The organism is Nonomuraea sp. NPDC046570, from assembly GCF_040645915.1.
Lineage (GTDB): Bacteria > Actinomycetota > Actinomycetes > Streptosporangiales > Streptosporangiaceae > Nonomuraea.
This window is the reverse complement of record NZ_JBEYZF010000010.1, coordinates 86,383-108,779: the sequence shown is the minus strand read 5'-3', so window position 1 is coordinate 108,779 and position 22,397 is coordinate 86,383. Positions and strand designations below refer to the sequence as shown.

24 protein-coding genes are annotated in these 22,397 nt (G+C 70.2%); 10 read left to right on the top strand and 14 right to left on the bottom strand.

The genetic code is table 11. The features are described 5' to 3' along the window. The first annotated feature begins 18 nt into the window (after positions 1-18). Positions 19-618 carry a TetR/AcrR family transcriptional regulator gene (locus ABZ911_RS18250; protein ID WP_358056584.1) on the top strand — a complete coding sequence of 200 codons (600 nt, stop codon included), beginning with the start codon at positions 19-21 and terminating at the stop codon, positions 616-618. Between the two features lie 34 nt (positions 619-652). Beyond that, a complete protein-coding gene (locus ABZ911_RS18245) occupies positions 653-1,627 on the top strand; it encodes an NAD(P)-dependent oxidoreductase (protein WP_358056582.1) in 975 nt (324 codons plus the stop codon). On the opposite strand, the gene ABZ911_RS18240 is transcribed toward ABZ911_RS18245, so the two are convergent. After that, positions 1,602-1,916 carry a hypothetical protein gene (locus tag ABZ911_RS18240; RefSeq protein WP_358056580.1) on the bottom strand — a complete coding sequence of 105 codons (315 nt, stop codon included), beginning with the start codon at positions 1,914-1,916 and terminating at the stop codon, positions 1,602-1,604. The genes ABZ911_RS18245 and ABZ911_RS18240 overlap by 26 nt on opposite strands. Before the next feature lie 155 nt (positions 1,917-2,071). On the opposite strand from ABZ911_RS18240, the gene ABZ911_RS18235 reads away from it, so the two are divergent. Then, positions 2,072-3,472 carry a methyltransferase gene (locus ABZ911_RS18235; protein WP_358056578.1) on the top strand — a complete coding sequence of 467 codons (1,401 nt, stop codon included), beginning with the start codon at positions 2,072-2,074 and terminating at the stop codon, positions 3,470-3,472. Here the strand turns inward: ABZ911_RS18235 and ABZ911_RS18230 are convergent, their stop codons facing one another. Next, positions 3,473-4,744, bottom strand: a complete 1,272-nt coding sequence (locus ABZ911_RS18230) for a hypothetical protein (protein WP_358056576.1) — start codon at positions 4,742-4,744, stop codon at positions 3,473-3,475. A 101-nt stretch (positions 4,745-4,845) separates the two neighbouring features. On the opposite strand from ABZ911_RS18230, the gene ABZ911_RS18225 reads away from it, so the two are divergent. Beyond that, the gene (locus ABZ911_RS18225) at positions 4,846-5,304 is read left to right on the top strand and encodes a hypothetical protein (protein ID WP_358056574.1); all 459 of its coding nucleotides are present in this window, start codon (positions 4,846-4,848) and stop codon (positions 5,302-5,304) included. Further along, positions 5,301-5,690: a hypothetical protein gene (locus ABZ911_RS18220; protein WP_358056572.1), complete on the top strand. Its 390-nt coding sequence runs from the start codon at positions 5,301-5,303 to the stop codon at positions 5,688-5,690. Before ABZ911_RS18225 ends, ABZ911_RS18220 begins: the two co-directional genes overlap by 4 nt. 283 nt (positions 5,691-5,973) lie before the next feature. On the opposite strand, the gene ABZ911_RS18215 is transcribed toward ABZ911_RS18220, so the two are convergent. The 3 genes from ABZ911_RS18215 to ABZ911_RS18205 form a co-directional block, all read right to left on the bottom strand. Then, entirely contained in the window at positions 5,974-8,967 is a 2,994-nt protein-coding gene (locus tag ABZ911_RS18215) for a BTAD domain-containing putative transcriptional regulator (RefSeq protein ID WP_358056570.1), read from the bottom strand. Between the two features lie 264 nt (positions 8,968-9,231). After that, complete coding sequence (locus tag ABZ911_RS18210) at positions 9,232-9,708, bottom strand: pyridoxamine 5'-phosphate oxidase family protein (protein ID WP_358056568.1); 477 nt, start codon at positions 9,706-9,708, stop codon at positions 9,232-9,234. 19 nt (positions 9,709-9,727) lie between these two features. Continuing rightward, positions 9,728-11,128 (bottom strand): MFS transporter, encoded by a 1,401-nt coding sequence (locus ABZ911_RS18205; RefSeq protein WP_358056566.1) that lies wholly within the window; start codon positions 11,126-11,128, stop codon positions 9,728-9,730. 93 nt (positions 11,129-11,221) lie between these two features. Between ABZ911_RS18205 and ABZ911_RS18200 the strand changes: the two genes are divergently transcribed. Then, a complete protein-coding gene (locus tag ABZ911_RS18200; protein WP_358056565.1) occupies positions 11,222-11,716 on the top strand; it encodes a helix-turn-helix domain-containing protein in 495 nt (164 codons plus the stop codon). A gap of 71 nt (positions 11,717-11,787) precedes the next feature. On the opposite strand, the gene ABZ911_RS18195 is transcribed toward ABZ911_RS18200, so the two are convergent. Both ABZ911_RS18195 and ABZ911_RS18190 read right to left on the bottom strand, forming a co-directional pair. Further along, the gene (locus tag ABZ911_RS18195; protein WP_358056563.1) at positions 11,788-12,432 is read right to left on the bottom strand and encodes a GNAT family protein; all 645 of its coding nucleotides are present in this window, start codon (positions 12,430-12,432) and stop codon (positions 11,788-11,790) included. A 153-nt stretch (positions 12,433-12,585) separates the two neighbouring features. Continuing rightward, positions 12,586-13,872: a pyridoxal phosphate-dependent aminotransferase gene (locus ABZ911_RS18190; RefSeq protein ID WP_358056561.1), complete on the bottom strand. Its 1,287-nt coding sequence runs from the start codon at positions 13,870-13,872 to the stop codon at positions 12,586-12,588. A gap of 80 nt (positions 13,873-13,952) precedes the next feature. Between ABZ911_RS18190 and ABZ911_RS18185 the strand changes: the two genes are divergently transcribed. Together ABZ911_RS18185 and ABZ911_RS18180 are read left to right on the top strand one after the other, a co-directional pair. Then, positions 13,953-14,888 (top strand): LysR family transcriptional regulator, encoded by a 936-nt coding sequence (locus tag ABZ911_RS18185; RefSeq protein WP_358056559.1) that lies wholly within the window; start codon positions 13,953-13,955, stop codon positions 14,886-14,888. 9 nt (positions 14,889-14,897) lie between these two features. After that, positions 14,898-15,566, top strand: a complete 669-nt coding sequence (locus ABZ911_RS18180) for a ribonuclease HII (protein WP_358056557.1) — start codon at positions 14,898-14,900, stop codon at positions 15,564-15,566. Here ABZ911_RS18180 and ABZ911_RS18175 read toward each other — a convergent pair. Continuing rightward, the gene (locus tag ABZ911_RS18175; RefSeq protein WP_358056555.1) at positions 15,535-15,702 is read right to left on the bottom strand and encodes an AbrB/MazE/SpoVT family DNA-binding domain-containing protein; all 168 of its coding nucleotides are present in this window, start codon (positions 15,700-15,702) and stop codon (positions 15,535-15,537) included. The genes ABZ911_RS18180 and ABZ911_RS18175 overlap by 32 nt on opposite strands. 151 nt (positions 15,703-15,853) lie before the next feature. Here ABZ911_RS18175 and ABZ911_RS18170 point away from each other — a divergent pair, with 151 nt between their 5' ends. Beyond that, the gene (locus ABZ911_RS18170) at positions 15,854-16,789 is read left to right on the top strand and encodes an LLM class flavin-dependent oxidoreductase (RefSeq protein WP_358056553.1); all 936 of its coding nucleotides are present in this window, start codon (positions 15,854-15,856) and stop codon (positions 16,787-16,789) included. Here ABZ911_RS18170 and ABZ911_RS18165 read toward each other — a convergent pair. The 6 genes from ABZ911_RS18165 to ABZ911_RS18140 all read right to left on the bottom strand — a co-directional run bounded on the left by ABZ911_RS18165 (position 16,786) and on the right by ABZ911_RS18140 (position 21,492). After that, positions 16,786-17,172: an SCO5389 family protein gene (locus tag ABZ911_RS18165; RefSeq protein WP_358056551.1), complete on the bottom strand. Its 387-nt coding sequence runs from the start codon at positions 17,170-17,172 to the stop codon at positions 16,786-16,788. The two genes, ABZ911_RS18170 and ABZ911_RS18165, sit on opposite strands and share 4 nt — an antisense overlap. An 84-nt stretch (positions 17,173-17,256) precedes the next feature. After that, positions 17,257-18,192 carry an ATP-binding protein gene (locus ABZ911_RS18160; protein WP_358056880.1) on the bottom strand — a complete coding sequence of 312 codons (936 nt, stop codon included), beginning with the start codon at positions 18,190-18,192 and terminating at the stop codon, positions 17,257-17,259. Between the two features lie 222 nt (positions 18,193-18,414). After that, on the bottom strand, positions 18,415-18,810 hold the full coding sequence (locus ABZ911_RS18155; protein ID WP_358056549.1) for an Rrf2 family transcriptional regulator: 396 nt from the start codon (positions 18,808-18,810) through the stop codon (positions 18,415-18,417). Between the two features lie 4 nt (positions 18,811-18,814). Continuing rightward, a complete protein-coding gene (locus ABZ911_RS18150; protein ID WP_358056547.1) occupies positions 18,815-19,675 on the bottom strand; it encodes an ABC transporter permease in 861 nt (286 codons plus the stop codon). Further along, the gene (locus ABZ911_RS18145; protein WP_358056545.1) at positions 19,665-20,429 is read right to left on the bottom strand and encodes an ABC transporter ATP-binding protein; all 765 of its coding nucleotides are present in this window, start codon (positions 20,427-20,429) and stop codon (positions 19,665-19,667) included. The genes ABZ911_RS18150 and ABZ911_RS18145 overlap by 11 nt, the downstream gene beginning before the upstream one ends. Before the next feature lie 10 nt (positions 20,430-20,439). Continuing rightward, a complete protein-coding gene (locus ABZ911_RS18140) occupies positions 20,440-21,492 on the bottom strand; it encodes an ABC transporter substrate-binding protein (protein ID WP_358056543.1) in 1,053 nt (350 codons plus the stop codon). Between the two features lie 169 nt (positions 21,493-21,661). Between ABZ911_RS18140 and ABZ911_RS18135 the strand changes: the two genes are divergently transcribed. Next, positions 21,662-22,396, top strand: a complete 735-nt coding sequence (locus tag ABZ911_RS18135; RefSeq protein WP_358056541.1) for a class I SAM-dependent methyltransferase — start codon at positions 21,662-21,664, stop codon at positions 22,394-22,396. Position 22,397 lies beyond the last annotated feature (1 nt).

Here is a 22,397-nt window from a genome sequence, read left to right as displayed (position 1 = left end):
TGGCTCACCATTGACCTCGTGAAGAGTGTCAGGAACGGACGCGACGGCCGGAGCCGGATCATCGAGGGCGCCCTGCGGCGCTTCAGCCAGGACGGGGTGTCGGCCACCACCCTCGCCAGCCTCCGCGAGGAGAGCGGTGTCAGCGTCGGCAGCTTCTACCACCACTTCGCCAGCAAGGAACACGTCTTCGGCGTCCTCTACGCGGAGATCCTGACCGCCTACCAGGAGTCCTTCCTCGCCGAGCTGGTCAGCCACGACAACGCTCGCGACGGCATCGAGGCCGTCGTCGCCTTCCACATGCGCTGGGCCGGCGAACACCCCGAGCGGGCCAGGCTGCTGGTCAGCGAGCGCCCGCCGCGCAAGAACGAGCCGGGCGGACCCGAGGTGGCCGAGGCCAGACGCGCCTTCTTCAAGCAGGTCTCCGAATGGTGGCGGCCGCACATGAAGAACGGCCAGCTCCAGCCGGTGCACCCGACCATGTGCTACGTCCTCTGGCTCGGGCCCGCGCAGGAGATGTGCCGACTGTGGTTCGCCGGCGCCCACCTGCCCACGAGCGAGGAGATCAAGGGTCTCGGCGAGGCCGCCTGGCAGAGTCTGCGTCAGCGCGGGGAGCAATGAGGCGACCACCCTCTGTGGTGTTATTGTCGCGTTTGTGAGCCGATCTCGTGCGCTGGTGCTGGCCCCGCTGCCTGAGCACGCCGTCGCGCGGCTGCGCGAAGTGGCCGACGTCGTCCTCGCTCCCCACCGCCCTCCGCTCGGATACTCCGACGACCGCCTCGCCGACCTGGTCACCGAGACCGGCGCGAGCGTCCTGGTCGTCGACGGCGACGAGGTGCGCGCCGCCGTCCTCGACCTCCCCCTCGACATCGTCGCCTCCCTCGGCGCCCCCACCGGCATCGACCTCGGCCTCGCCGCCCGGCGCGGGGTGACCGTCCTGCGCCTCGCCCACCGCGACGCCGACGCCGTCGCCGAACTCACCCTGGCCCTGCTGTTCGCCGTCAGCCGCCACATCGTCACCGCCGACCGCGAGGTACGGCGCGGCCGCGTCTTCTGGGGCGGCGTCCCACCCGCCCACCGCCACCGCGGGCTGCGCCTGGCCGGACGCACGTTCGGGATCGTCGGGCTCGGCCGCGTCGGCCGCGCCGTGAGCTGGCGGGCCCGCGGCCTCGGCATGCGGGTCATCGCCTGCGACCCCTACGTCGACGAGGCCACCCACAGCTTGCCCGCCCTGCTCGCCGAATCCGACGTGGTCTCCCTGCACGTCCCCGTGACCATCGAGACCATGGGCTTCATCGGCGACACCGAACTGTCCACGATGCGCCCCGGCACGATCTACCTGAACACCTCCAGAGGCGCCCTGCACGACCTGGCCGCCCTGGTCGACGCCCTGCGCGGCGGCCGGCTCGGCGGCGCCGGGCTCGACCACTTCGAGGGCGAGTGGCTCGACCCCACCCACCCGCTCACCCGGCTCGCGAACGTCGTGCTCACCCCGCGCCTGGGCGAGGCCACCGCGGAGACACTGGCGGAGCAGGCCGAGACGATCGTGGCCGACATCGTCCGCCTGATGCGCGGCGAGACCCCCGAACACGCCTGCCCGGTGGTCATGCCGGCTGCCCGACCCGTCTAGCGGCCTGCGAAGGCACCCGCCAGGAGGCGGTGTCGAGCGAGATGTCCAGCCGGAGGTCCTGCCGCTGCCGCCGCAGACCGGGCACCCGCAGCCGGTCCTGCACGTCGAAGCGCCCCCGGGCGGGCGCGCCGAACCCCAACTCGCCATGGAAGACCCGCAGGTCGTCGCGGTTGCCGCAGCGAGGGCAGGTCCACGACACCCGGTCGAGCGCGCGGTCGTAGTCGGAACACGCCTGGAAGTACTCGTCGGGCCTGAACCTGGACTCGCACGCGAAGCAAGGGATCAACATGGAAGGTCCGCTTCCCCTCGAACGGCGGCTGCTCTCACATGGATATCGCGCGTCACTTGTTCCCCGCTTGCAGAATGCTTGGGTATTTCTGTAACAGTATGATTACTGTGAGTTCCGGATCTTGGGTGTGTGGTGGCCGATGGGAGGATGGCCGGGTGGAACGACTGCGCGACCATCTCCTGAAGACCGGCTACACCATCGAAGGGGTCCGCTCGCGGCTCGGCGACATGGCCGCGACGGCCCTCGCCCGCGAGGAGCTCGTCCCCGCCCTGCGGGCCACGCGCGAGGGGGACCCGCTGGCCACGATGATCCGGCTGTGGTGGCTCGGCGTGCCCGTACCCGCCGACGACCTGCCCGCCGAGGTGTTCGAGTCCGGGCTGGTCGTGCCCGTCGGGGAGGACGTGCGGGCCAGCGTGCACCTGCAGCCCTGGGACGAGACCGGCTACGTCGTCAGCGACCGCAAGGTGCGCCCCGGCGACCCCGCCCTGCGCGCCGACCACGTCGTCGGCGCGGGCGGCGCCTCCGCCAACCTGGCCCAGCTCGTGTCCCGCCGCCCGGTCGAGCGCGCCCTCGACCTCGGCACCGGCTGCGGCGTCCAGGCGCTGCACCTGGCCGGCCGCGCCGCGCACGTCACCGCCACCGACGTCAACCCGCGCGCGATCGAACTGTCCAGGATCAGCTGGGCGCTGTCCGGCGTCGAAGGGATCGACGCCCGGGTCGGCTCCCTGTACGAGCCGGTCGAAGGCGAACTGTTCGACCTCGTGGTCTCCAACCCGCCCTTCGTGATCGCCCCCGGCGGCGGCGCCCTGACCTACCGCGAGTCCGGCTTCGAGGCCGACGGCTTCTGCCGCGACCTGGTACGGCAAGCCCCCCGCCACCTGACCCCCGGCGGCCACTGCCAGATCCTGGCCAACTGGCTGCACGTCCGGGGCGAGGACTGGCGCGAACGGGTCGGCGGCTGGCTCGCCGAGACCGGATGCGACGGCTGGGTGGTCGAACGCGACGTGCAGGACCCGGCCGAATACGTCGAACTGTGGCTGCGGGACGCCGCCGAACAGGGCACCCCCGCCTACACCGAGCACTACGACCGTTGGCTGGCCTGGTTCGAGGCGGCCCAGGTCGAGGGCGTCGGCTTCGGCTGGATCACCATGCGCAACTCCGGCACCCTAGACCCCGTCGTACGCCTGGAGCGGCTCACCCACCAGGTCGAGCTCCCGGTGGGCGGCTACGTGGACGAGGTGCTCGACGCGATCGCCACCGCCCACCGCGCCACCGGCCTGGACACCGCCCGGCTGCGCACGGTCGACGGCCTCCTCGACGAACGCATCGGCGCACCCGGCGCGGAGGATCCGTCGAGGATCGTGCTGCGCCAGACGCGGGGCCTGCGGCGCAGCACGGACGTAGGCACTGTGGAGGCGGCCCTGGCCGGCGTCTGCGACGGCGACCTGGCCCTCGGCCCCCTCCTCAACGTCATCGCCGAACTGGTCGACAACGGCGAATCCCTCAACCCCGACGCCCTCCGCCCCCTGATCGCCGAGGGCTACTTCCAGCTGTAGCTAGCCCGTGGCGAGTTGGTTGGCTCGCTCTCGCCACAGCCGGGCCTCTTCGGTGCGCCCTTCCAAAAGAGTGATCTCTATCGCCAGCATGACGAGATCCTTTCGGGCGTCGATCACGTTGTGCAGCACCCACTCGTCGCCCGAACGCCGCCACAGGACGGCCGGAGTGCTCAGTTGGTCGGCGTGCGTAGTCCAGAAATCGTTGGCGACGGCGAGAGCAAGTCGCGGCTGTTCGAGGGCGAGGTGGCAGCACATGCGGTTGTAGGCATTCGTCGCCGGGGGTTTGTACCCGGCTCGGGAGGCTCTGTCGAGGTGCGACATCGCTCGCTCGGGGGCGTCAGGGATCAGGCAGAACCCCAGATTGTTGTGCGCGACCGGGTCTCCGGGCCACTTACGGGTGGCGAACTCGAACAGGGCGGCGGCGTCGTTTCGTCGTCCTTGGTGGAGCAGGGTGATCGCGTGTGCTGACATCTCGTGGACGAGAGGGGCGTGGTGGCGGAGCGTGTCAGGTGCGCCCATCGACTCCAGAACGGCTCGTCGAGCGATCTCGGCCTCAAGCGCCAACGGCTCGATCCGGCGGTCCCGCAGAAGTCTCTCGGCGAACACGGCGGGCTCGATCTCCATGATCCACCGATACTCCCTGTGCAGGGAAGTCGTAGACCACTCCCGCAGAAAGGTCTCCGAGTAGCGCTCGACCAGCCATCGATAGTCGTCACAGAGAGTCTGATCCATGTCGTCCGACCGCTCGCCCCCGAAGTGGTCGTCGCCGGGCGCCTTCAAAGCGAACAAGGCCGTGAGAGATGAGTGCGCGATCCAGTGGTCGAACGACGCCAGCACCGTCCCGGTCATCTCGATTGCGATCTCCGCCAGCCGACCGGGGTCAGGCCGCTCGTCGGCCGGTGCGGGCAGGATCTTCATGAGCGGTTGCCAGCCCGACAGGTCGAGGTGGTTCGACGTGAGGGCGGCGTCTCTCTTGTCTGCGGGCAGGACGTAGCTGATCACAAGGGATGCGAGGAGAGGGGCCAGAACCTCTTGCCGCATTCCGTAGCGGACGAGCGAATCGGCGTCCATACCCCGTTTGGTCAGCTCATGAGAGGCCTTGAAGAAGCGATGGGCGGCATCCTCATGCTCACGGTCGCCGTTGAATCGGTTCTTCAGTGCATCGACCAGCTCCATCACCAGGCTGGGTGTCTTCCACTCGGACCGAGGGCCCGCTGTGTCCTCGCGCATCAGGGCTTCGCGGGCATCGTAGGGCCGCTCGTCCTCACCCATGCTCGACCCTCCTCATTCAGAGGCTTTGCGAGACCGTTGCCTCGAACTCGGCCCATTGACATCTAGGATCCTAACTATGATCCTGGCAATGGGAGGCGGTCATGGCTGACATGATTTTCCAAGCGTCTGACCTCGCGACAAAACGCACCGAAGTGCTTGACGCCGCCCGCGACGGCTTGGCCCGCCTGCGCGACAAGGACGGCACCAGCCTGGTGATGCTCCCCGAGAGGCGCCTGCGCCTTCTGGAGGAGATTGCCAGGTGGTCCCGCGCCCACATGCGGCTGGAGCACCTGCTGCGGCGAGAGGTCGCTCCAGATGTGGGAGAACTGGGTGATCTCGCCTGGTTGCGTGCCTTCGATGTGGACGACCTACGCGAGTTCGTCGACGAACTGCACGACGCATTGCTCGCCGCATCCTCGGATGAGGACCCCACGGCGCTGGACGAGGTCATCAAGGCCTGGCGGATCACAGCACGTCAGCTGGAAGACCCGCTGCGCCGCTCCATCCTTCTCGGTCGTCATGGGCCTGATGACCTTGTCCAGGTGAGCGAGCCGCAGTGAGCGGCACCAGCGCCTACCAGCCGTTGATGAGCGCCCGGCGTCCCGGCGGGAAACCGGCGCAGGCTCCTACCTACAGGATTCTCGTCCATCGGAGGTTCCTTCAGCACTACGCGCAGATGGCGGAGCGTGTAGGCCTTCAGCAGGCCCAGCAGTTCTGGGATCACGTGGCACACGAACCCGGTAAGCCTGATCCGATCGCGCAGACGTGCTTTCTGCGTGGTAAGGCTGGCCGTCCGCAGAGTTCCGGCTGGTCGCGGACCATTCACTACGAATTGAGCAGCAGTGCTCGAATCGACTACCAATACTGCGACGACTTTCAGACCTGCGCGGATGGTGACGCCCATCCGGTCGTGGCCATTCTTACCATCAACTACGGCAGCCACTAACGGGTGACGGACGTGACAGGCGGGGCAATCGGCTGTTGATCGGATGTTGACCGTTGGGGGGCAGGCTCTGGTCGTGGGCACGGACCTGGGGGGTTCGAGGGTTCGTGCCAGGTCCGGCCGGTCGTCGATGTGAGGCGGCTAGCCGTCACGTGGAGCATCCGGACAACCGGGCCCCCTAGCGAAGCGTGATGGTCAGATGGCCGGCCGGGCTATCACATCGTGCCGAGAAGAGGCAGCCTTGATCAACCATGTGTGGATGACACGTCTGGACGACGAGCTGTACTCAGGACTCGACGACCTGCGAGGCGGCGAGGAGGGCCTTGAGGTCCCCGGCCTCGGGGGCGCCGAGCCTGACGAAGATGTCATGGGCCCGCTGTAGGCAGTCGACGCTCCTGGTGGTGCTGCCCAGCCCCTTGAGGGCCTTGCCCAGCACGGCCAGGGAGAGCGCCTCGCCGAAGGGGTGGCCGATCTCCCTGCTGACCAGGAGGGCCTGCTCGGCGTGCCGTACGGCGTCGGGGAAGCGTTCGGCGGCGATGAACGTCTCCGCGAGGCGGGTGCAGACCCGTTGCTCCCAGACGCGCTGTTTGCTGGCCCGGAAGAAGGCCAGGCACTCGGCGTGGTGGTGGACGGCCTCGTTGAGGCGGCCGACGCGGGACAGCACGATGCCCAGGTGGTAGCGGGCGCGGGCGGTGCCTGCGCCGCTGCCCAGCTCGGTGAAGATGGCCAGGCCCTTCTCCGCCGCGCTGATCGCGTCCTCCTGGTGGCCGAGGCCGAGGTGGTCCCTGGCGGAGTAGCTCAGCACCAGGGCCTCGCCCGCGGGCACGTTGTTGTCCCGGTAGAACTTCATGGCCGCGTCGAACCAGGCCAGCGCCTCGTTGTGGCGGCGCCGCCGGCCTGAGACGACGGCCAGGGCGTTGAGCACCTCGCCGGTCACCACCACCTCGTCGCCGGCGTTGGACAGGTCGAGCACGATCCTGAACTGCTCCTCGGCCTCGGGCAGCCGGTTGGCGCCGAACAGCACCCGGCCGAGGACATAGCGGGAGCGCAGCTCGCTCGCGCTGTCACTGATCTTCCTGGCGGTGGCCAGGACGGCGCGGGTGCCCTGGTCGAACTCGCGCATGTGGGTGCCGGACTCCAGCAGCGGCTCCATCGCGACCAGCAGGTCGCCCGCGGGCAGCAGGTGCTCGGCCGTACGGGAGGAGCCGGCGGCCTGGTTGATGGTCGCGAACAGCGAGTCGCCCTCGGCGATGAGCCAGGCGACGGCGTCGTCGGCGGAGGCGAAGGTGCGCCCGCTGCCGACCACGACGAGGTTCTCGGCGATCATGCTGCCCTCGTACGCGAGGCGGTGCGCCGACTGGGCCGAGGCCAGGTAGAAGCCCAGCAGCCGGCGCAGCGCCATGGTCCTGGCCTGGGGCCGCTCGGTCTTCTCCAGGATGCGCCGGGCGAACAGCTTGAGCAGGTCGTGGAAGCGGTACCGGCCGGGCGCGGGCGCTTCGAGCAGGCTGGTGTCGACGAGTGACTCCAGCAGGTCCTCGGTCTCCAGCGTGCTCAGTGAGAGTACGGCGGCCGCGGCGCCGGTGGAGATGTCGGGCCCGTTGGGCAGCGACAGCAGCCGGAACGCCCGCGCCTGGGCGGGGTCGAGCTGGCCGTACCCGAGGGCGAAGGTGGCCTCCACGGCGAGGTTGCCCACCCGCAGTTCGTCGAGGCGGCGGGCCTCGTCGGCGAGCCTGGGCACCAGCGAGGCGACGGTCCACGACGGGCGTGCGGCCAGGCGTGCGGCCACGATGCGTACCGCCAGCGGCAGGAACCCGCAGGCGGCCACCACGTCCATGGCGGCGGCCCGCTCGGCGGCGACCCGCTCGGGACCGGCGACCGCGGCGAAGAGCGACAGCGCCTCGTCGGGCTCCATCACGTCGAGGTCGATGAGTCGCGCGGCGGGCAGGTCGGCCAGCTTGCCCCGGCTGGTGACGATGGCGGCGCACCCCGCCGAGCCGGGCAGCAGCGGCATGACCTGCTGGGCGTCGCGGGCGTTGTCGAGCAGCACGAGGATGCGCCGGTCGGCCAGCAGCGAGCGGTAGAGCGCCGAGCGCTCGGACAGCCCTTCGGGGATCACGTCGGCGGGGATGCCGAGCGCGCGCAGGAACGCGCCGAGCGCGGACTCGGGGGCGGTCGCCTCCTCGGTGTAGCCGCGCAGGTCGGCGTAGAGCTGCCCGTCGGGGAAGAGGTCGTCGGCGGAGTGCGCGACGTGCACGGCGAGCGCGGTCTTGCCGACGCCGCCGATGCCGCAGATGGCCGCGACGGGTACGCCCTCGGCGGAGCCCTGGGCCGACAGCAGGCCGCGGATCCGCCCGGCGACCTCGCGGCGGCCGGTGAAGTCGTTTACCGCGGCGGGGAGCTGCGCCGGACGGGGGAGTTCGTGCGCGGGCTCGTCGTCGGCCGTGCCCGTGGCGGCCTCGGGCTCCTCGGGGGCGGAGGCGGCGGGGGTGGGCGCGGCGAGGGTGGGGTCGGCGGCCAGGATGCGCTGGTGCAGGGCGGTGAGCTCGGGGCCGGGCTCGATGCCGAGCTCCTCGATGAGCGCGTCGCGGGTCTCGGTGAACACGTTGAGCGCGTCGCCCTGCCGGCCGCACCGGTAGTAGGCGAGCATGAGCTGGGCGCGCAGGCCCTCGCGCAGCGGGTGGTCGGCGGTCAGCGCGATCAGCTCGGAGACGATCGCGGCGTGCCTGCCGAGCTCCAGGTCCACGTCCATCAGCGTCTCGACGACGCTGATCCGGGTCTCGATCAGCCGATCGCGCTGGTGCTCGGCGTACGGCCCGACGGCCCCGGACAGCGGCTCGCCCTCGCACAGCGTCAGCGCCGCCCGCAGCGCGTCGGCGGCCTGGTCGAGGCGGCCCAGCCGGCGGGCCGTCTCCGCTTCGGCGATGCCGCGCTCGAACCGCGCCAGGTCCAGCGTGCCCTCGGGCAGCCGCAGCGCGTAGCCCCTGCCGACGGAGGTGAGCAGGTCGGGGCGGGAGCGCGGGGAGCGGTCGGGCTCCAGGACGGTGCGCAGGCGGGAGACGTAGGTGCGCAGCGCGCCGAGCGCGCGGGGCGGGGCATCCTCGCCCCAGACGGCGTCGATCATCTCGGTCGGCGTGACCGAACGGCCCTGCCTGAGGAGCAGCATCGCGAGAATCGAGCGTTGCAGCGGGGTGCCCAGATCCAGTTCCTCGCCATCGCGCCAGGCGCGCACGGGGCCGAGTACGGCGAACCGTAACCCGCTGTCGATTCCCTGACCAGCCATTCCCAGAATCTCCAACGCAATGGACAGTTTTATGACCAAATGATAGATCCTCCGTTGCTCACGCCATAGGCACCCTTCAATTCGTTGATCCGGCGTTGATCCGCTGTTGACCGACTTGTTGGATTCTGGTGGTCAGCAGGGCATGGCCCCATCACCACGGGGGCGGTCATGCCCCTCCTTTCAGGAAGGGTCTCGCGCGGGGGTGCGGGGCCCTTCGCGCGGAAGCCGCGCACCGGCTGGGCGGTGCGCGGCTGTGATGACGGGTCAGGCGGCTTCCTCGGCTTTCCAGATTCCGCTGCGCAGGTCGCTCCCTCGGATGACCTGGACGCGCCAGGGCTCCAGGCGCAGGACGTGGAGCTCGGGATCGGCGGGACCTCCGCGCCAGAACCGACCCAGGTCGTACCCGGCCCCGGCCGGGCTGGTCCTGCGGTAGAGATCCCACACGTGCCGCTTGGTCTCCAGGTCCTCGGTCCATTCGGCGACGGCGTCGATGCTGACGGCGTTCTGCCGCCTGGTCCAGTAGGAGAAGGTGGTGTGCGGGTTGCCGGCCAGGTGCGCCGCCTTGACGGGAGTCTTGTACGTGGCCAGCCAGCCGAGCGGGCGCCCGTCGACGATCTCCCATACCGGGATCAGGACCCGCGCCCGGGGGCGTCCCTTCTTGTCGACGGTGGTCATGGTGGCGTAGACGATGTCACCGATGTAGGTCTCGAACTCGTCCTGGATCTCGGCGAAGGGCTTCATGTCGGTTTCTCCTCGGGTGTCAGGCCGGGACTTCGGCGGTGGCGGGGACGGTCCTCCTGGCGCGGAGGCCGAAGGCGGTGATGGCGGCGCCCACGACGGTGGCGGCGACCGGGACGAGGAGGGCGTGGTGGAGGGCGTTCAGCCCCGCCTCAGGGGAGCCGCCGTCGCCGAGCGCCGCGACGCTGACGGCGGTCACCGCCGACAGGCCGAGGGCGGTGCCGAACTGCATCGAGGTGTACAGCAGCCCGCCGGCCAGGCCGTGCTCGCGCTCGTCGACGCCGTCGGTGGCGGCCATCGTCAGCGGGCCGTACGCCAGGGCGAACGCCAGCCCCAGCAGGGCCATGGTCGGCAGCATGGCGGCGTAGGCCCAGTCCAGCCCGATGGGCAGGAACAGCAGGTAGGCCAGGACCGCCAGGAGCAGCCCGCCGAACAGCACCCGGACGTTGCCGAAGCGGTTGACCAGCCGGGGCGTCACGGTCGGGGACAGGATCATGTCGACGCCGATCACCAGCATGGCCAGCCCGGTCTCCAGCGTGCTCCAGCCGCGCAGCTCCTGTAGGTACAAGGTGGCGAGGAACTGGAATCCGGCGAAGGAGCCGATGAACAGCAGCGCCCCCAGGTTGGCGCGGACGAGCGGGCCGGAGCGCAGGATGCCCAGCCGTACCAGGGGGTTGGCGGCTCGGCGCTCGATCGCGACGAAGGCGGCCAGCAGCGCCAGCCCGGCGACGAACGCCCCTGCGGTGCCGGTCCAGCCGTTGCCGGGATGCTCCAGGCGGACGACCCCGTACACCAGCAGCAGCATCGCGCCGGTGATGCTGAACGCGCCGGCCAGGTCGAAGCCGCCCGGGGCGCGCGTCGGCGCCGCCGTGTCCTTGATGAGCGGGATGGCGGCCAGCAGGATCAGCGCCGACAGGATGACCGGGGCGAAGAACACCCACCGCCAGCCGAACGAGGCCAGCACGCCGCCGGCGACCAGGCCGAGGGAGAACCCGCCCGCCGCTGTGCCGGCGTAGACGCTGAGGGCCTTGGTGCGCTGCGGGCCCTCGGGGAAGTGGCCGGTGACCAGCGACAGCCCGGCGGGGGCCATGAACGCGGACGCGACTCCGGTGACGAACCGGGCGACCAGCAGCATCCATCCCTCGGTGGCGAACCCGCCCAGGCCGGAGAAGACCAGGAAGACGGCCAGCCAGAACAGGAACATCCGGCGGCGGCCGAGCATGTCGGCGGCCCGGCCGCCCAGCAGCATGAACCCGCCGTAGCCGAGCACGTAGGCGCTGACCACGCCGCTGAGCATTTCGGTGGACAGGCCCAGGTCGGCCCGGATCGCGGGCAACGCCACGTTCAGCATCGCCACGTCGATCCCCTCCAGGAAGATCGCGCCACACAACACCAGCAAGACGCTCCAAGCGCGCCTGTTCATGACTTTTCCGGACAAGGGGGACTCCTATGGTTCTCACGCTGAATGTCGGTTCTCTCTTGTAACCAAGAGCATCGTGAGACACCATCAGGAGGTATGGAAGACGGCACTTCAAAGTCACCCGGTTACTGCGGGGATACCGGCGACTACGACGTCCTGCAGTGGGACGCGCGGGAGGACTGCGAGGTCCGGCAGATCCTCGACCGGATCGCCGACAAGTGGTCGCTGCTGGTCATCGCCCTGCTCGACCGGCGCACCCTCCGCTTCACCGAGCTGCGCCGGGCGATCGACGGGATCAGCCAGCGGATGCTCGCCAGGACCCTGCGCCACCTGGAGCGCGACGGCCTGGTGAGCCGTACCGTGTACCCGGCCGTGCCGCCGAGGGTGGACTACGAGCTCACGCCTCTCGGCGCGACCCTGCACCACACCATCCGCGCGCTGGTCACCTGGACCGAGGAGCACCAGAACCAGATAGCCGCCGCCCGCGCGGCCTACGACGCTCGCGCGGCGGACGAGCAGGAGGCGGCGGACCGGGAGGCCGCCGAGCGGGACGCACTCGCCCAGGAGGTCCTCGCCGGCATGCGGCGCTGACCGGGCCGGAACAAACACCAGGCCCTGCTCATCGGTATGAGCAGGGCCCTTGTGTCCGTGAATGCTGGTAGTTACGCGGCGACGACGAGTCCGAGCCTCTGGCTCATCCGTTCTCGGACGGCAGGCCATTCGGAACTCAGGATCGAGTAATAGGCCGTATCTCGGACCGTGTCGTCGGCGCCGCGAGTCTCAGCCCTTCGCACGCCGTCGAGCTGCGCGCCGAGGGCCTCGATGGCCGCCCGGGAGCGCGTGTTGCGTACATCTGCCTTCAGGGTGATGCGGTGGACGTTCCAGGTCTCGAAGGCGAGCGAGAGCAGCAGGAACTTGCTCTCCCGGTTGACACCCAGGCCCTGCGCCGAAGCGGCCAGCCAGGTGTAACCGATATCGGCCACGGACGGGATCTCGCCCACCGCGCCCCGAGCGCCCGGAGGCCAGGGCATGGGGCCCTGCCAGTACTCCAGGTTCATGAGGCGGGTGGCACCGACCACACGGTCGGTGTGCAGCCACCGGATGGCGAAGGGCATCGTGCGGCCCCCCGCCTGCTCAGCCAGGGCGGCCTCCACGTAGGAGACCATCTCTTCCCGCCCGGCGGGAACGCGAGTGAAGGCGTAGGTGGAGCGGTCTTCACTCGCCGCGGCGACGAGGTCATCGACCGCCGCGAGGCTGAGAGGTTCCAGGCGCACGGAGCGCCCGGACAGGGTGACGAAAGCGGGCATGAGCACATGATGAGGCTTGCTCGGCATGGTCGGCACCAGGTGACACGAAACAACTTTTGCAGCTTCCTGAAGCTGTCGCGTTTTCCCAGCTCAGCGGGCCTATTCGGGAGGCTGGCGGAGGCCCGCTGAGCGAAGAATTCTCCAAACCGATGCCTACCCGTGGGCCGCCGCTGGGATGAGGGTCGCGGCCCTGGTCCGGGTGGGTGCGGGGGGCGTGAGCGAGAGCTCCTTCAAGCCCATCGACAGATGGTCGAGATTTGCCGAGATCCAGGGCAACAGGAGGGGTTCGGTGGCGGTCAGGGAGGCCAGTCGCTCCTCGGCGGTCTCGCCGTACAGCAGGCTCGTGGCCACTCGTACGCGGGCCGCGGCGGGGTTGTCGCCGAAGGCGTGTCCAGGCAGGACGCCGATGCCGTGCGAGTCGAGCAGCACCCGGGCCGTCTCGGCGGATCCGCCGAGGCCCAGGTGACCGAGGTCCGGGTAGAGGTAGAACCCGCCCTGCGGCATCGCCACCGACGCGCCCGCCTCGGTGAACCTGTCGTACACGGCGCGCGAGACGATGCTGTGCAGGCGACGGCTCAGGGCCACCCGCTCCACCAGTTCGATCGGCTCGGTGAAGGCGTAGGCGGCGGCCTCCTGGACGGGGGCGGCCGGAGCGGACCAGATCTCGCTGGCCACGGCGAGCACCTTCGTGCGCAGGTCGTGCGCTCCGTCGGGCAGCCTGGCCACGCCGATCCGCCAGCCGCCCAGCGCCAGGCTCTTGCTCAGGCCCGTCGTGACGACGGTCCGCTCGGGGGCCAGGTCGGCGGGCGAGACGAAGGAGGCGGCGGGATCGTGCACCAGATCGCGGTAGATCTCATCGGAGATGATCACAAGGTCGAGTTCGCGGGCGACCTCCACCAGGCGGTGGATGGTCTGCGGCGTCGCGAGTCTGCCCGTGGGGTTGTCGGGCAGCGTGACCAGCACCGAGCGGACGATCCTGCCCTGCGCCCTGGCGTGCAGGACGGCTGAGACGATCAGGTCCGGGTCCGGCGCCCCGCCCTCGCCGGGGGGCGCGGGAAGCAGGATGGAGCGGGAGCCGATCAGCTCGGCCTGCGCGGCGTAGCTCACCCAGCTCGGCATGGGCAGCACCACGTCGCCGCCGATGGCCAGCAGCAGGCCGTACAGCAGCGACTTGCTGCCGGGCCCGCACACCACCAGCTCGGGATCGGTCGCCAGTCCCCGCCTCGTCCAGTAGCCCGCCGCCGCCGATCGCAGCTCGGCCGCGCCCGCGACCGGCCCGTAGCCGTTGCGCTCGGATGCGGCGACCAGCTTGTCGCGCAGCGCCGGGTGGACGGGCAGCCCTGCCTCACCGAAGGCCAGGTGCAGCACACGTTCCCCGGCGCGCCGTCTTCGCTCGATGTCCTCGTTGGCCACCAGAGTGGCGGACGGTGTCACGGTCATGTTTGTCACGTTCCCAAGCGTGGTTGGATGAGGGCATCAGCACAAGCGAGGCTTTTCATGGGTAGGCATAAGGAAGTCCGATGCTCGATCTCCGTCGTCTGACCTTGATCTGCGAGTTCGCCCGGCGGGGCAGCATCGCGGCGACCGCCGCGTCGCTCGGCTACAGCCCGTCCGCGGTCTCCCAGCAACTCGTCGCGCTGGAACGCGAGGCGGGCACCGCGCTGCTCGACAGGACCGCCCGCAGCGCCGAGCTCACCGACGCCGGCCGCAGGCTCGTCGCGCACGCCGAGCGCATCCTGTCGATGGTCGAGGAGGCCGAATCCGACCTGTCCGCGCACGCGGCCACGCCGGTCGGCCGCGTGGTGGTCACCGCCTTCCCCACCGCCGCCGTCGCCTTCGCGCCCGCGCTGGCCCGCTCGCTGCGCCGGCACACCGAGCTCACGCTGCGCCTCGGCCAGAGCAGATCCGGGCGCGGCCGGCGCGAGGTGCAGTCGGGCGAGGTGGACATCGCGCTGGTCGACGACTGGTACGGCAGGGCACGCGACAGCGAGGGCCTGCGCGTCTTCCCGCTGCTGCACGACCCGCTCGTCCTGGTCGTGCCCCGCAAGCACCGCCTGGCCGACCCCGAGGTGCCGCTGGACCTGCTCGAACTGCGCGACGAGCCGTGGATGGCGACCCCCGACGGCGAGCCGTCCCGGCTGGCGGTGGACCGCCTGTTCGTCGACGTGGGCGGCACCAGGCCCACCCCCTGGGAGTTCGAGGGCCTGGGCACGATCCTGTCACTGGTCGCCAAGGGCATCGGGATCGCCGCGGTGCCCGCGCTCGCGCTCGCGGCCGGGGTGCGCGGGATCGCCGTGCGGGAGTTCCCCGGCAACCCCGTCGGCCGCGACGTGCACGCCGTCGCCCGGGTCTCCAGCGTGCACCGCCCCTCGGTGTCGGTGACGCTGCGCGCGATCCACGTGGCCGCCCGCTACCTCGCCGCGGATCTGGATCCGGTACGGCCGGCCGACCGCTAGCCTGGGCGCGTGGCCCCCACGTACGCGATCGAACGCCTCCTCACCGCCGGCCGCGCGAAGATCGTCGCGGGGGTGGACGAGGTGGGGCGCGGGGCCTGGGCCGGTCCGGTGAGTGTCTGCGCGGTGGTGACCGACCTGTCCGAGCCGCCGGCCGGGCTGACCGACTCCAAGCAGATCTCCGCCGCCAAGCGGGCGGGCCTGGTGTCCGAGATCGAGGGCTGGGCGGCCGGGTACGCGCACGGCGAGGCCTCGCACACGGAGATCGACGAGCTGGGTATGACCGAGGCCCTGCGGCGTGCGGCCCGCCGGGCGCTGGAGGCGCTGCCGGTCCGCCCCGACGTGGTGATCCTCGACGGCAAGCACGACTACATCGGCGCGCCGTGGCCGGTACGGCTGGAGATCAAGGGCGACGCCGCGAGCATCTCGGTGGCGGCGGCCTCGGTCCTGGCCAAGGTCCGCCGAGACGCCTACATGGGCACGATCGGCTACACCGAGTACGGCTTCGCCGACAACGCGGGCTACCCGTCACCCCAGCACCAGGCGACCCTGGCCGAGCTGGGCCCCACTCCGCACCACCGGCTGTCATGGTCCTACCTGGACGACCTGCCCCGCTGGCGCCACCTCAAGAGACACAGAAACCCAGCGGTCAGGGAAGGACAGACCTCTCTGTTCGACTAGTTGGGGCGACCGGCCTGCGGACGATCTGGAGGGTGTTGTCGATCTCGACCACCTCGACCTCGTCGCCCTGGTGAAGGCTGTACTTCCTGCGCAGGAAGGCAGGGATGGTGACCTGCCCCTTGCTGTTGATGCGCATAGTGCGATCACCTGTTCCTCGTCGCCATGTGGCACTTCTACAACCTGGTGGCGAGCACTGTCCGGGCGATCGGGAATCGGTCACTATCGGAGGGGTGCGTATCGGGATCTTTCTGGTCGCCGCTGGGTTTCCGGGTCGGGAGCCGGGGCGGGTGTTGGCGGATGCCGTCGAGGCGGTCGTGGTCGCCGAGGAGGCCGGGTTCGATGACGTGTGGATCGCCGAGCACCATTTCATGTCCTACGGGGTGTGCCCGTCGGCGGTGACGCTGGCCGCCGTGGCGGTGGGGCGGACCAGCCGGATCGGGGTCGGCACCGCGGTGAGCGTGCTGTCGACGCAGCATCCGGTGGCGCTGGCCGAGCAGGCGGCGATGCTGCACCACCTGTCGGGCGGGCGCTTCACGCTCGGGGTGGGGCGGGGCGGGCCGTGGGTGGACCTGGAGGTGTTCGGGACGGGGCTGGCGCGGTTCGAGTACGGCTTCGCGGAGTCGCTCGATCTGCTGTGCGCCGCCCTGGAACGGTCCGCGATCGCGGCGGCGGGGGAGTTCTTCGCCTTCCGGGAGGTGGCGATGGTGCCGTCGGCGCGGATGACGCCGGTCGTCGCCTGCACCTCGCCGGGGACCGTACGGCTGGCGGCGGAACGGGGGCTGCCCATGCTGCTCGGCATGCACGTCGGCGACGCCGAGAAGGCGGCGACGCTACGGGCCTACGACGAGGCACACCAGGCGGCGCAGGGGGCCGGGCCGGTGGGGCATCTGGCGGCTGGGGTTGGGTATGTGGCCGACTCGACAGCGATCGCCGTGCGGGAGATGAAGCGGGCGCTGCCGCTGTGGATGGAGCCGGGGCTGGCCGGATACGTACCGGTGGACGGCCGGCCCGGTGCGTCGCGGGATGTGCGGAAATATGTGGATTTCCTGTGTGAGGTGCATCCGGTGGGGTCGGCGGACCGGTGCGTGGAGACGATCCTGCGCACCGCCGAGGTCACCGGGCTCGGCCATCTGATCCTCATGGTCGAGGGTGCGGGCGAGCAGGCCCGCACCCTCGAGAACATCAGGCGCCTGGGCGCCGAGGTCCTACCCCGGGTTCGCTAGCAGTCGACGAGCTCGGGCTTCTGGTTGAGGATCTGGGCCCTCGGGGTGACGAACTCGCTCAGGGCCTTGGTGGCGGTGGGGTCGAAGACGGCCACCCGGTGGCAGTTCTGGAAGGCCAGCCGTACCCCGAAGTGGCGTTCGAGCGCGCCGCGCATCGAGTCGCTCGCCAGGCAGCGCAAGAGCTGGCCGCGGGCCTCCTCGTCCGGCGGTGGCACCTGGTTGTCGGTGAACTCGGCTCCTGTCCGGTCGCGTTGCCGCGCCAGCTCGCTGATCACCGACCAGGCGTACGGCAGGGAGTCGCGGACGCAGGCGATGAACGCCGCGTCGTCCACCTCTCCGGCTCTGGCCTGGTCGAGCAGATCATTGGGAACGGTCAGCGACATGCTGTCTCCTCTCGGAAGGACGGGTCTACTTGACGCTAGGTGGGCTGGGGGAGGCGCTCCAGATGGCGCGAGGGGGACAGTCGTCTAGTCGCGGAGTGAGACCGGGCCGTACACGAACCCCGGGTCGATCTGGTCGGCGAGGTTGCGGCCGGTGGCCTTGTCGGCCCAGGCGCGGGCGTTGCGCAGGTGGAACTCCGCGGTCTGGCGCCCGAAGAGCGGCCAGTTCTTCTCCTGCGCGTCGACGTGCTTGAGCAGGATGGCCAGCGCCTCGGCGTTGACCGGTTCGAGGTCGTCGAGGGCGAACGCGCGGCCCTGCTCCATCGCGCGCACGGCGGCGGAGTGCTCGGCCCAGGTGAGCAGATCGTCGCCGAGGTGCTCGCGCAGGAACGCCACGTCGTCGGGGCCGTGCACCTTGTTGCCGATCACCTTGATCGGCACGTCGAAACCGGCGGCGTGCTCGCGGTACTGCCGGTAGACGCTCACGCCCTGGCGGGTCGGCTCGACCACGAGGAAGGTGAGGTCGAACCGGGTGAACAGGCCGGAGGCGAAGGAGTCGGCCCCGGCGGTCATGTCCACCACGACATACTCGCCGTGGCCGTCGACCAGGTGGTTGAGCAGCAGCTCGATCGCGCCGAGCTTGGAGTGGTAGCAGGCGACGCCGAGGTCGTCCTCGCTGAACGGGCCGGTGACCATGAGGCGCGGGCCTTCGGGGGTCTGCACGGAGTACGGCAGGTCGGTGAAGCGGAGGAGCCGGGAGCCGCGCCCGGGCGGGGTGGTCTTGACCATGGCCCCGGCCGACGGGATGCGCGGGTTGTCGCCGCGCAGCAGCTCCTTGATCTCGGTGAGGCGCTCGCCCAGCGGCTCGGGCTGCCGGTCCAGGCCGAGCACCAGCGCCAGGTGCTGATTGATGTCGGCGTCCATGGCGACCACCGGCCTGCCCTGGCTCGACACGTATCTCGCGAACAGCGCGGACATCGTGGTCTTGCCGCTGCCGCCCTTGCCGACGAACGCCACCCTCACCTTGGACTCCAAGTGACTATGAAAATCGTTTCCATCGAGAGTCATGATGCCACACTGAGCGCATGCGAGACGGCGAATTGGCGCGAGCTGTACGGCTGCGTGAGGAAGGCGAGCGGGACGAGGCCCCTCTAACGCGGGCGAGGCGCGCGAGGCGGTGGGCGCGCTGCTCAAGCTGCTCGCCGAGACCGGGCAGGTCGGCGGCTACCGCCCCGCGGTCGAGTACTACGCGGAGAACCTCGACGAGACGATCTGAGCGAAGGTGATCTCGGTCAGCAGGGTCTCCTCGTGCTCGCGCAGCATGCTCCAGACCTCGGCGAGCGGCTGGGCCACCCCGGGGTAGCCGCCGTGCTCGGCTTGCTCGGGATGGCCTTCGACGATCGTGATCACGTCGGCCAGGGTGATCTCACCGGCGGGCCTGGCCAGCCAGTAGCCGCCCTCGGGGCCGCGCTGGCTGTGGATGAGCCCGGCGCGGCGTAACTGCAGCAGGATGTTGTCCAGGAACCTGCGCGGGATGCTCTGCGCCGTGGCGATCTTCTCGGCGGGAACGGGTCCCGGCGGTGCGGCGGCCAGCTCGGTGACCGCCCGCAACGCGTACTGGGTTCGTGCGGAGATCCGCATGGTGTCAGTTGCGCACCTGGTGCAGGCCCCACCGATGGCGCAGGGCGCCGTCGGCGGCCTCGAAGAGCATGTCGATCAGGATGCCCAGGGCCAGGATCACGATCATCGTGCCGATCAGCCCGGGGGAGTCGGCCAGCTCGCGCGAGATGGCCAGTTGCTCCCCGAGGGACGCCTGGTAGGCGATGATCACCATCAGCTCTCCGGCCATCAGCGAGCGCCACGCGAACGCCCAGCCCTGCTTCAGCCCGGCCAGGAAGGACGGCAGCGACGCGGGCAGGATGACATGCCGGTAGAGCTGCAGCCGCCGGAAGCCGAGCACGTGCCCCGCGCGCAGCAGCAGCGGCGGGGTGTAGTCGACGCCGGTGATCAGGCCGTTGGCGATCGACGGCGCCGCGCCCAGGATGACCACGAACTGGATCGCGCTCTCGGTGAGCCCGAACAGCAGGATCGCGAACGGGAACCAGGCGATCGACGGCATGGTCTGCAGACCGGTGATCAGCGAGCCGAAGGCGGCCCGCAGCACCTTGATCCGGGACACCGCCGCGCCGATGATCAGCCCGATCAGCATCGCGAGCGCGAAACCGGTGACCGCCCGCCGCATCGTGGTGGCGACCGCCTGGTAGAACTCGGCCTCGCCCATCCGGTGCAACAGGTCCTGGAAGGTGGTGACCGGCCCGGCGAAGACGTACTCGGGCCGCCAGCCGCTGAGCACGACCAGCTCCCAGACGACCAGCACGATGGCGACCGCGGTGAGCATCGGCCACACCCGGCCCCAGACCTTGGCGGCGACGCCGGTGCGCTGCTCGCCGGACAGTTCGAGGGCGTCCAGCCCGGCCATCTGCCGGGCGTGCGTGTCAACGGCCATGCCGCAGGACCTCCTCGCGGAGCCGGTCGGTGATCTTCGAGGCGAGCCCCGCCACCTCGGCGGAGTCGGTACGGCGGGGCCGCGTCAGGTCCACCGGGAAGTCCTCGACGACCTTGCCGGGGCGGCTGCTCAGCAGCACGACCCGGTCGCCGAGCCGTACGGCCTCGCGGACGTTGTGGGTGACGAAGACGACCGACAGCCCCCGCTCCCGCCAGATGCGCTCCAGTTCGTCGTGGAGCAGGTCGCGGGTCATCGCGTCGAGCGCGCCGAACGGCTCGTCCATCAGCAGCACGTCGGCGTCCTGGGCGAGCGCGCGGGCCAGGGCGACCCGCTGGCGCATCCCGCCGGACAGCTCGTGCGGGCGCTTCCGGCCGAATCCGCCGAGGTGCACGATGTCCAGGAACTCGGCGGCGCGGGCCTGGCGCTCGGCCTTGGCCACGCCCTTGGCGCGCATCGCCATCTCGACGTTGGCCGAGACGGTCAGCCAGGGGAACAGCGCGGGCTCCTGGAACATCATGGCGATCCTGCGGCCCTCGGTGTGGATCAGGCCGGTGGTCGGGCGGTCGAGTCCGGCGACCAGGGACAGCAGGGTGCTCTTGCCGCAGCCGGAGGCGCCGAGCAGGCAGACGAACTCGCCGGGCGAGACCGTCAGCGAGACGTGGTCGAGGGCGAGCAGGCCGGTTTTGCCGTGGCCGTACAGCTTGGAGACGCCGTCGAGGCGTACGGCCACGTCGCGGTCCGTCAGGGTGGTCACCGGGATCTCCCTACTTGTCGGAGATGGACTGCTGGCCCTGGGCGGCGAGCACCTCGTTGAGCGTCTTGAGGTCGTAGATGCCGTTCAGGTCCACCGGGTCGAGCAGGCCGACCTTGATCGCGTGGTCGGCGCTGCCGACGAGGGACGAGGCGATCGGGTCGTTGGTGAAGGTGATGTTCTTGAAGGCGCTGTCCAGGACTTCCGGCTTGAGCGGCTTCTGGGTCAGCTTCTCGATGGCCGTGTTGACCGTCTTGGCCGCCGCGGCGGGGTCGTCGGTGATGTACTTGGTGGACTCGACGTGCGCTTCGAGCAGCTTCTTGACCAGGTCGGGGTTGGCCTTGGCCCACTCCTGGCGGACGATCAGGTGGGTGATCACGAACTGCCGGTTCGGCCACAGGTCGCGCTCGTCCACCAGGGTCTTGCCCTTGCTCTCCAGGATCAGCCGGCTGGCGAACGGCTCGGGCACCCAGGCGCCGTCGATGTCGCCGGTGGCGAAGGTCTGCAGGGTCTGGGAGTTCTCCTGGGGCACGATGTGCACGTCACCGCCGCCCTTGACGTCGGTCTTGAGGCCCTTCTCCTGCAGCCAGTAACGCAGGGCGACGTCCTGGGTGTTGCCGAGCTGCGGGGTGGCGATCTTCTTGCCCTTGAGGCCCTCGACCGAGGTGATCTCGGGTTTGACGATCAGCGAGACGCCGCCGGAGGCCGAGCCTGCGATGATCTTGATGGCCTGACCCTTGGACTTGGCCCAGGCGTTGATCGCCGGGTTGGGGCCGATGTAGGTGGCGTCGATCGCCCCGGAGAAGACCGCCTCGATGGCGGCCGGTCCGGCGTTGAACGTGCTGGTCTTGAGCGAGACGCCGGAGCCGAGGTGCTTGCTGAACAGGCCCTTCTCGACGCCGACCAGCGCCGTGGAGTGCGTGATGTTCGGGAAGTAGCCGAGGCGGACCTCCTTGACGGCCCCTGTCGAGCCGCCGCCTCCGGCGCTCTCCCCGCCCCCGCAGGCGGCCGTGACGGCCGTGAGCGCCAGTGCGGCCAGAGCGGCGACCACCCTGCGAGTCTTCATCACTTCTCCCTATTTCCTACTTAATAAGTCGGCTATAGGAGTATCAAAGCCCGTGATTTCCGCTACGTCAAGTCGGAATTGTTGGTTGAGATCACTCACTGTGTGACATCAGCAGCTCGGGGTGAAAATGAGACGCTTGTCCACCCCTGTGCTCGCTAGGGTCGCCCACATGGACCGACAGCTGATCAGCCACCTTGCCCACGCCCACCACCCGATCGCCGCGCCGATCAGTGAACACCACCTGGACGCCCTGCTGCGCAGAGCCTCGTTGCCCGCCGGGGCCAGGATCCTCGACCTGGGCTGCGGCGAGGCGTTCTGGAGCATCAGACTGCTGGAGCTGTACGGCGACGCGACCGCCGACGGCGTCGACGTCAGCGAGCCGGCCCTGACCGCGGCCAAGAGCGCCGCCACCGAGCGAGGAGTAGCCGAACGGCTCGGCCTGCACCTGGAGTCGGCCACCTCCTACGAGCCGGCGGAGCCGTACGACCTGGTGCTCTGTGTGGGGTCGACGCATGCCTTCGGCGGGCTGACCCCGACGCTTGAGGCCGTGGCCAAGTTTTTGAAGCCCGGTGGTCTCGCGTTGGTCGGCGAGGGGTTCTACGAGCGGGCGGCGACGCCGGAGGAGAAGGAGCTGATCGGCGAGTACGCGGATCTGGCCGGGACGGTGGCGCAGATGGAGGCCGGGGGGTTCCGGACCGTCTACGGCCACACCAGCGAGCTCGGCGAGTGGGACGAGTACGAGTGGTCGTGGACCGGCTCGCTGCTGGACTGGGCACTCGCCCACCCGGGGCCCGACGGCGACGCCGCCACGGCCGCGGCCCTGGAGCACCGCGAGATGTGGCTCAACGGCTACCGCGGCCTGCTCGGCTTCGTGACCCTCCTGCTGCGCGGCACGGCGAAGTAGC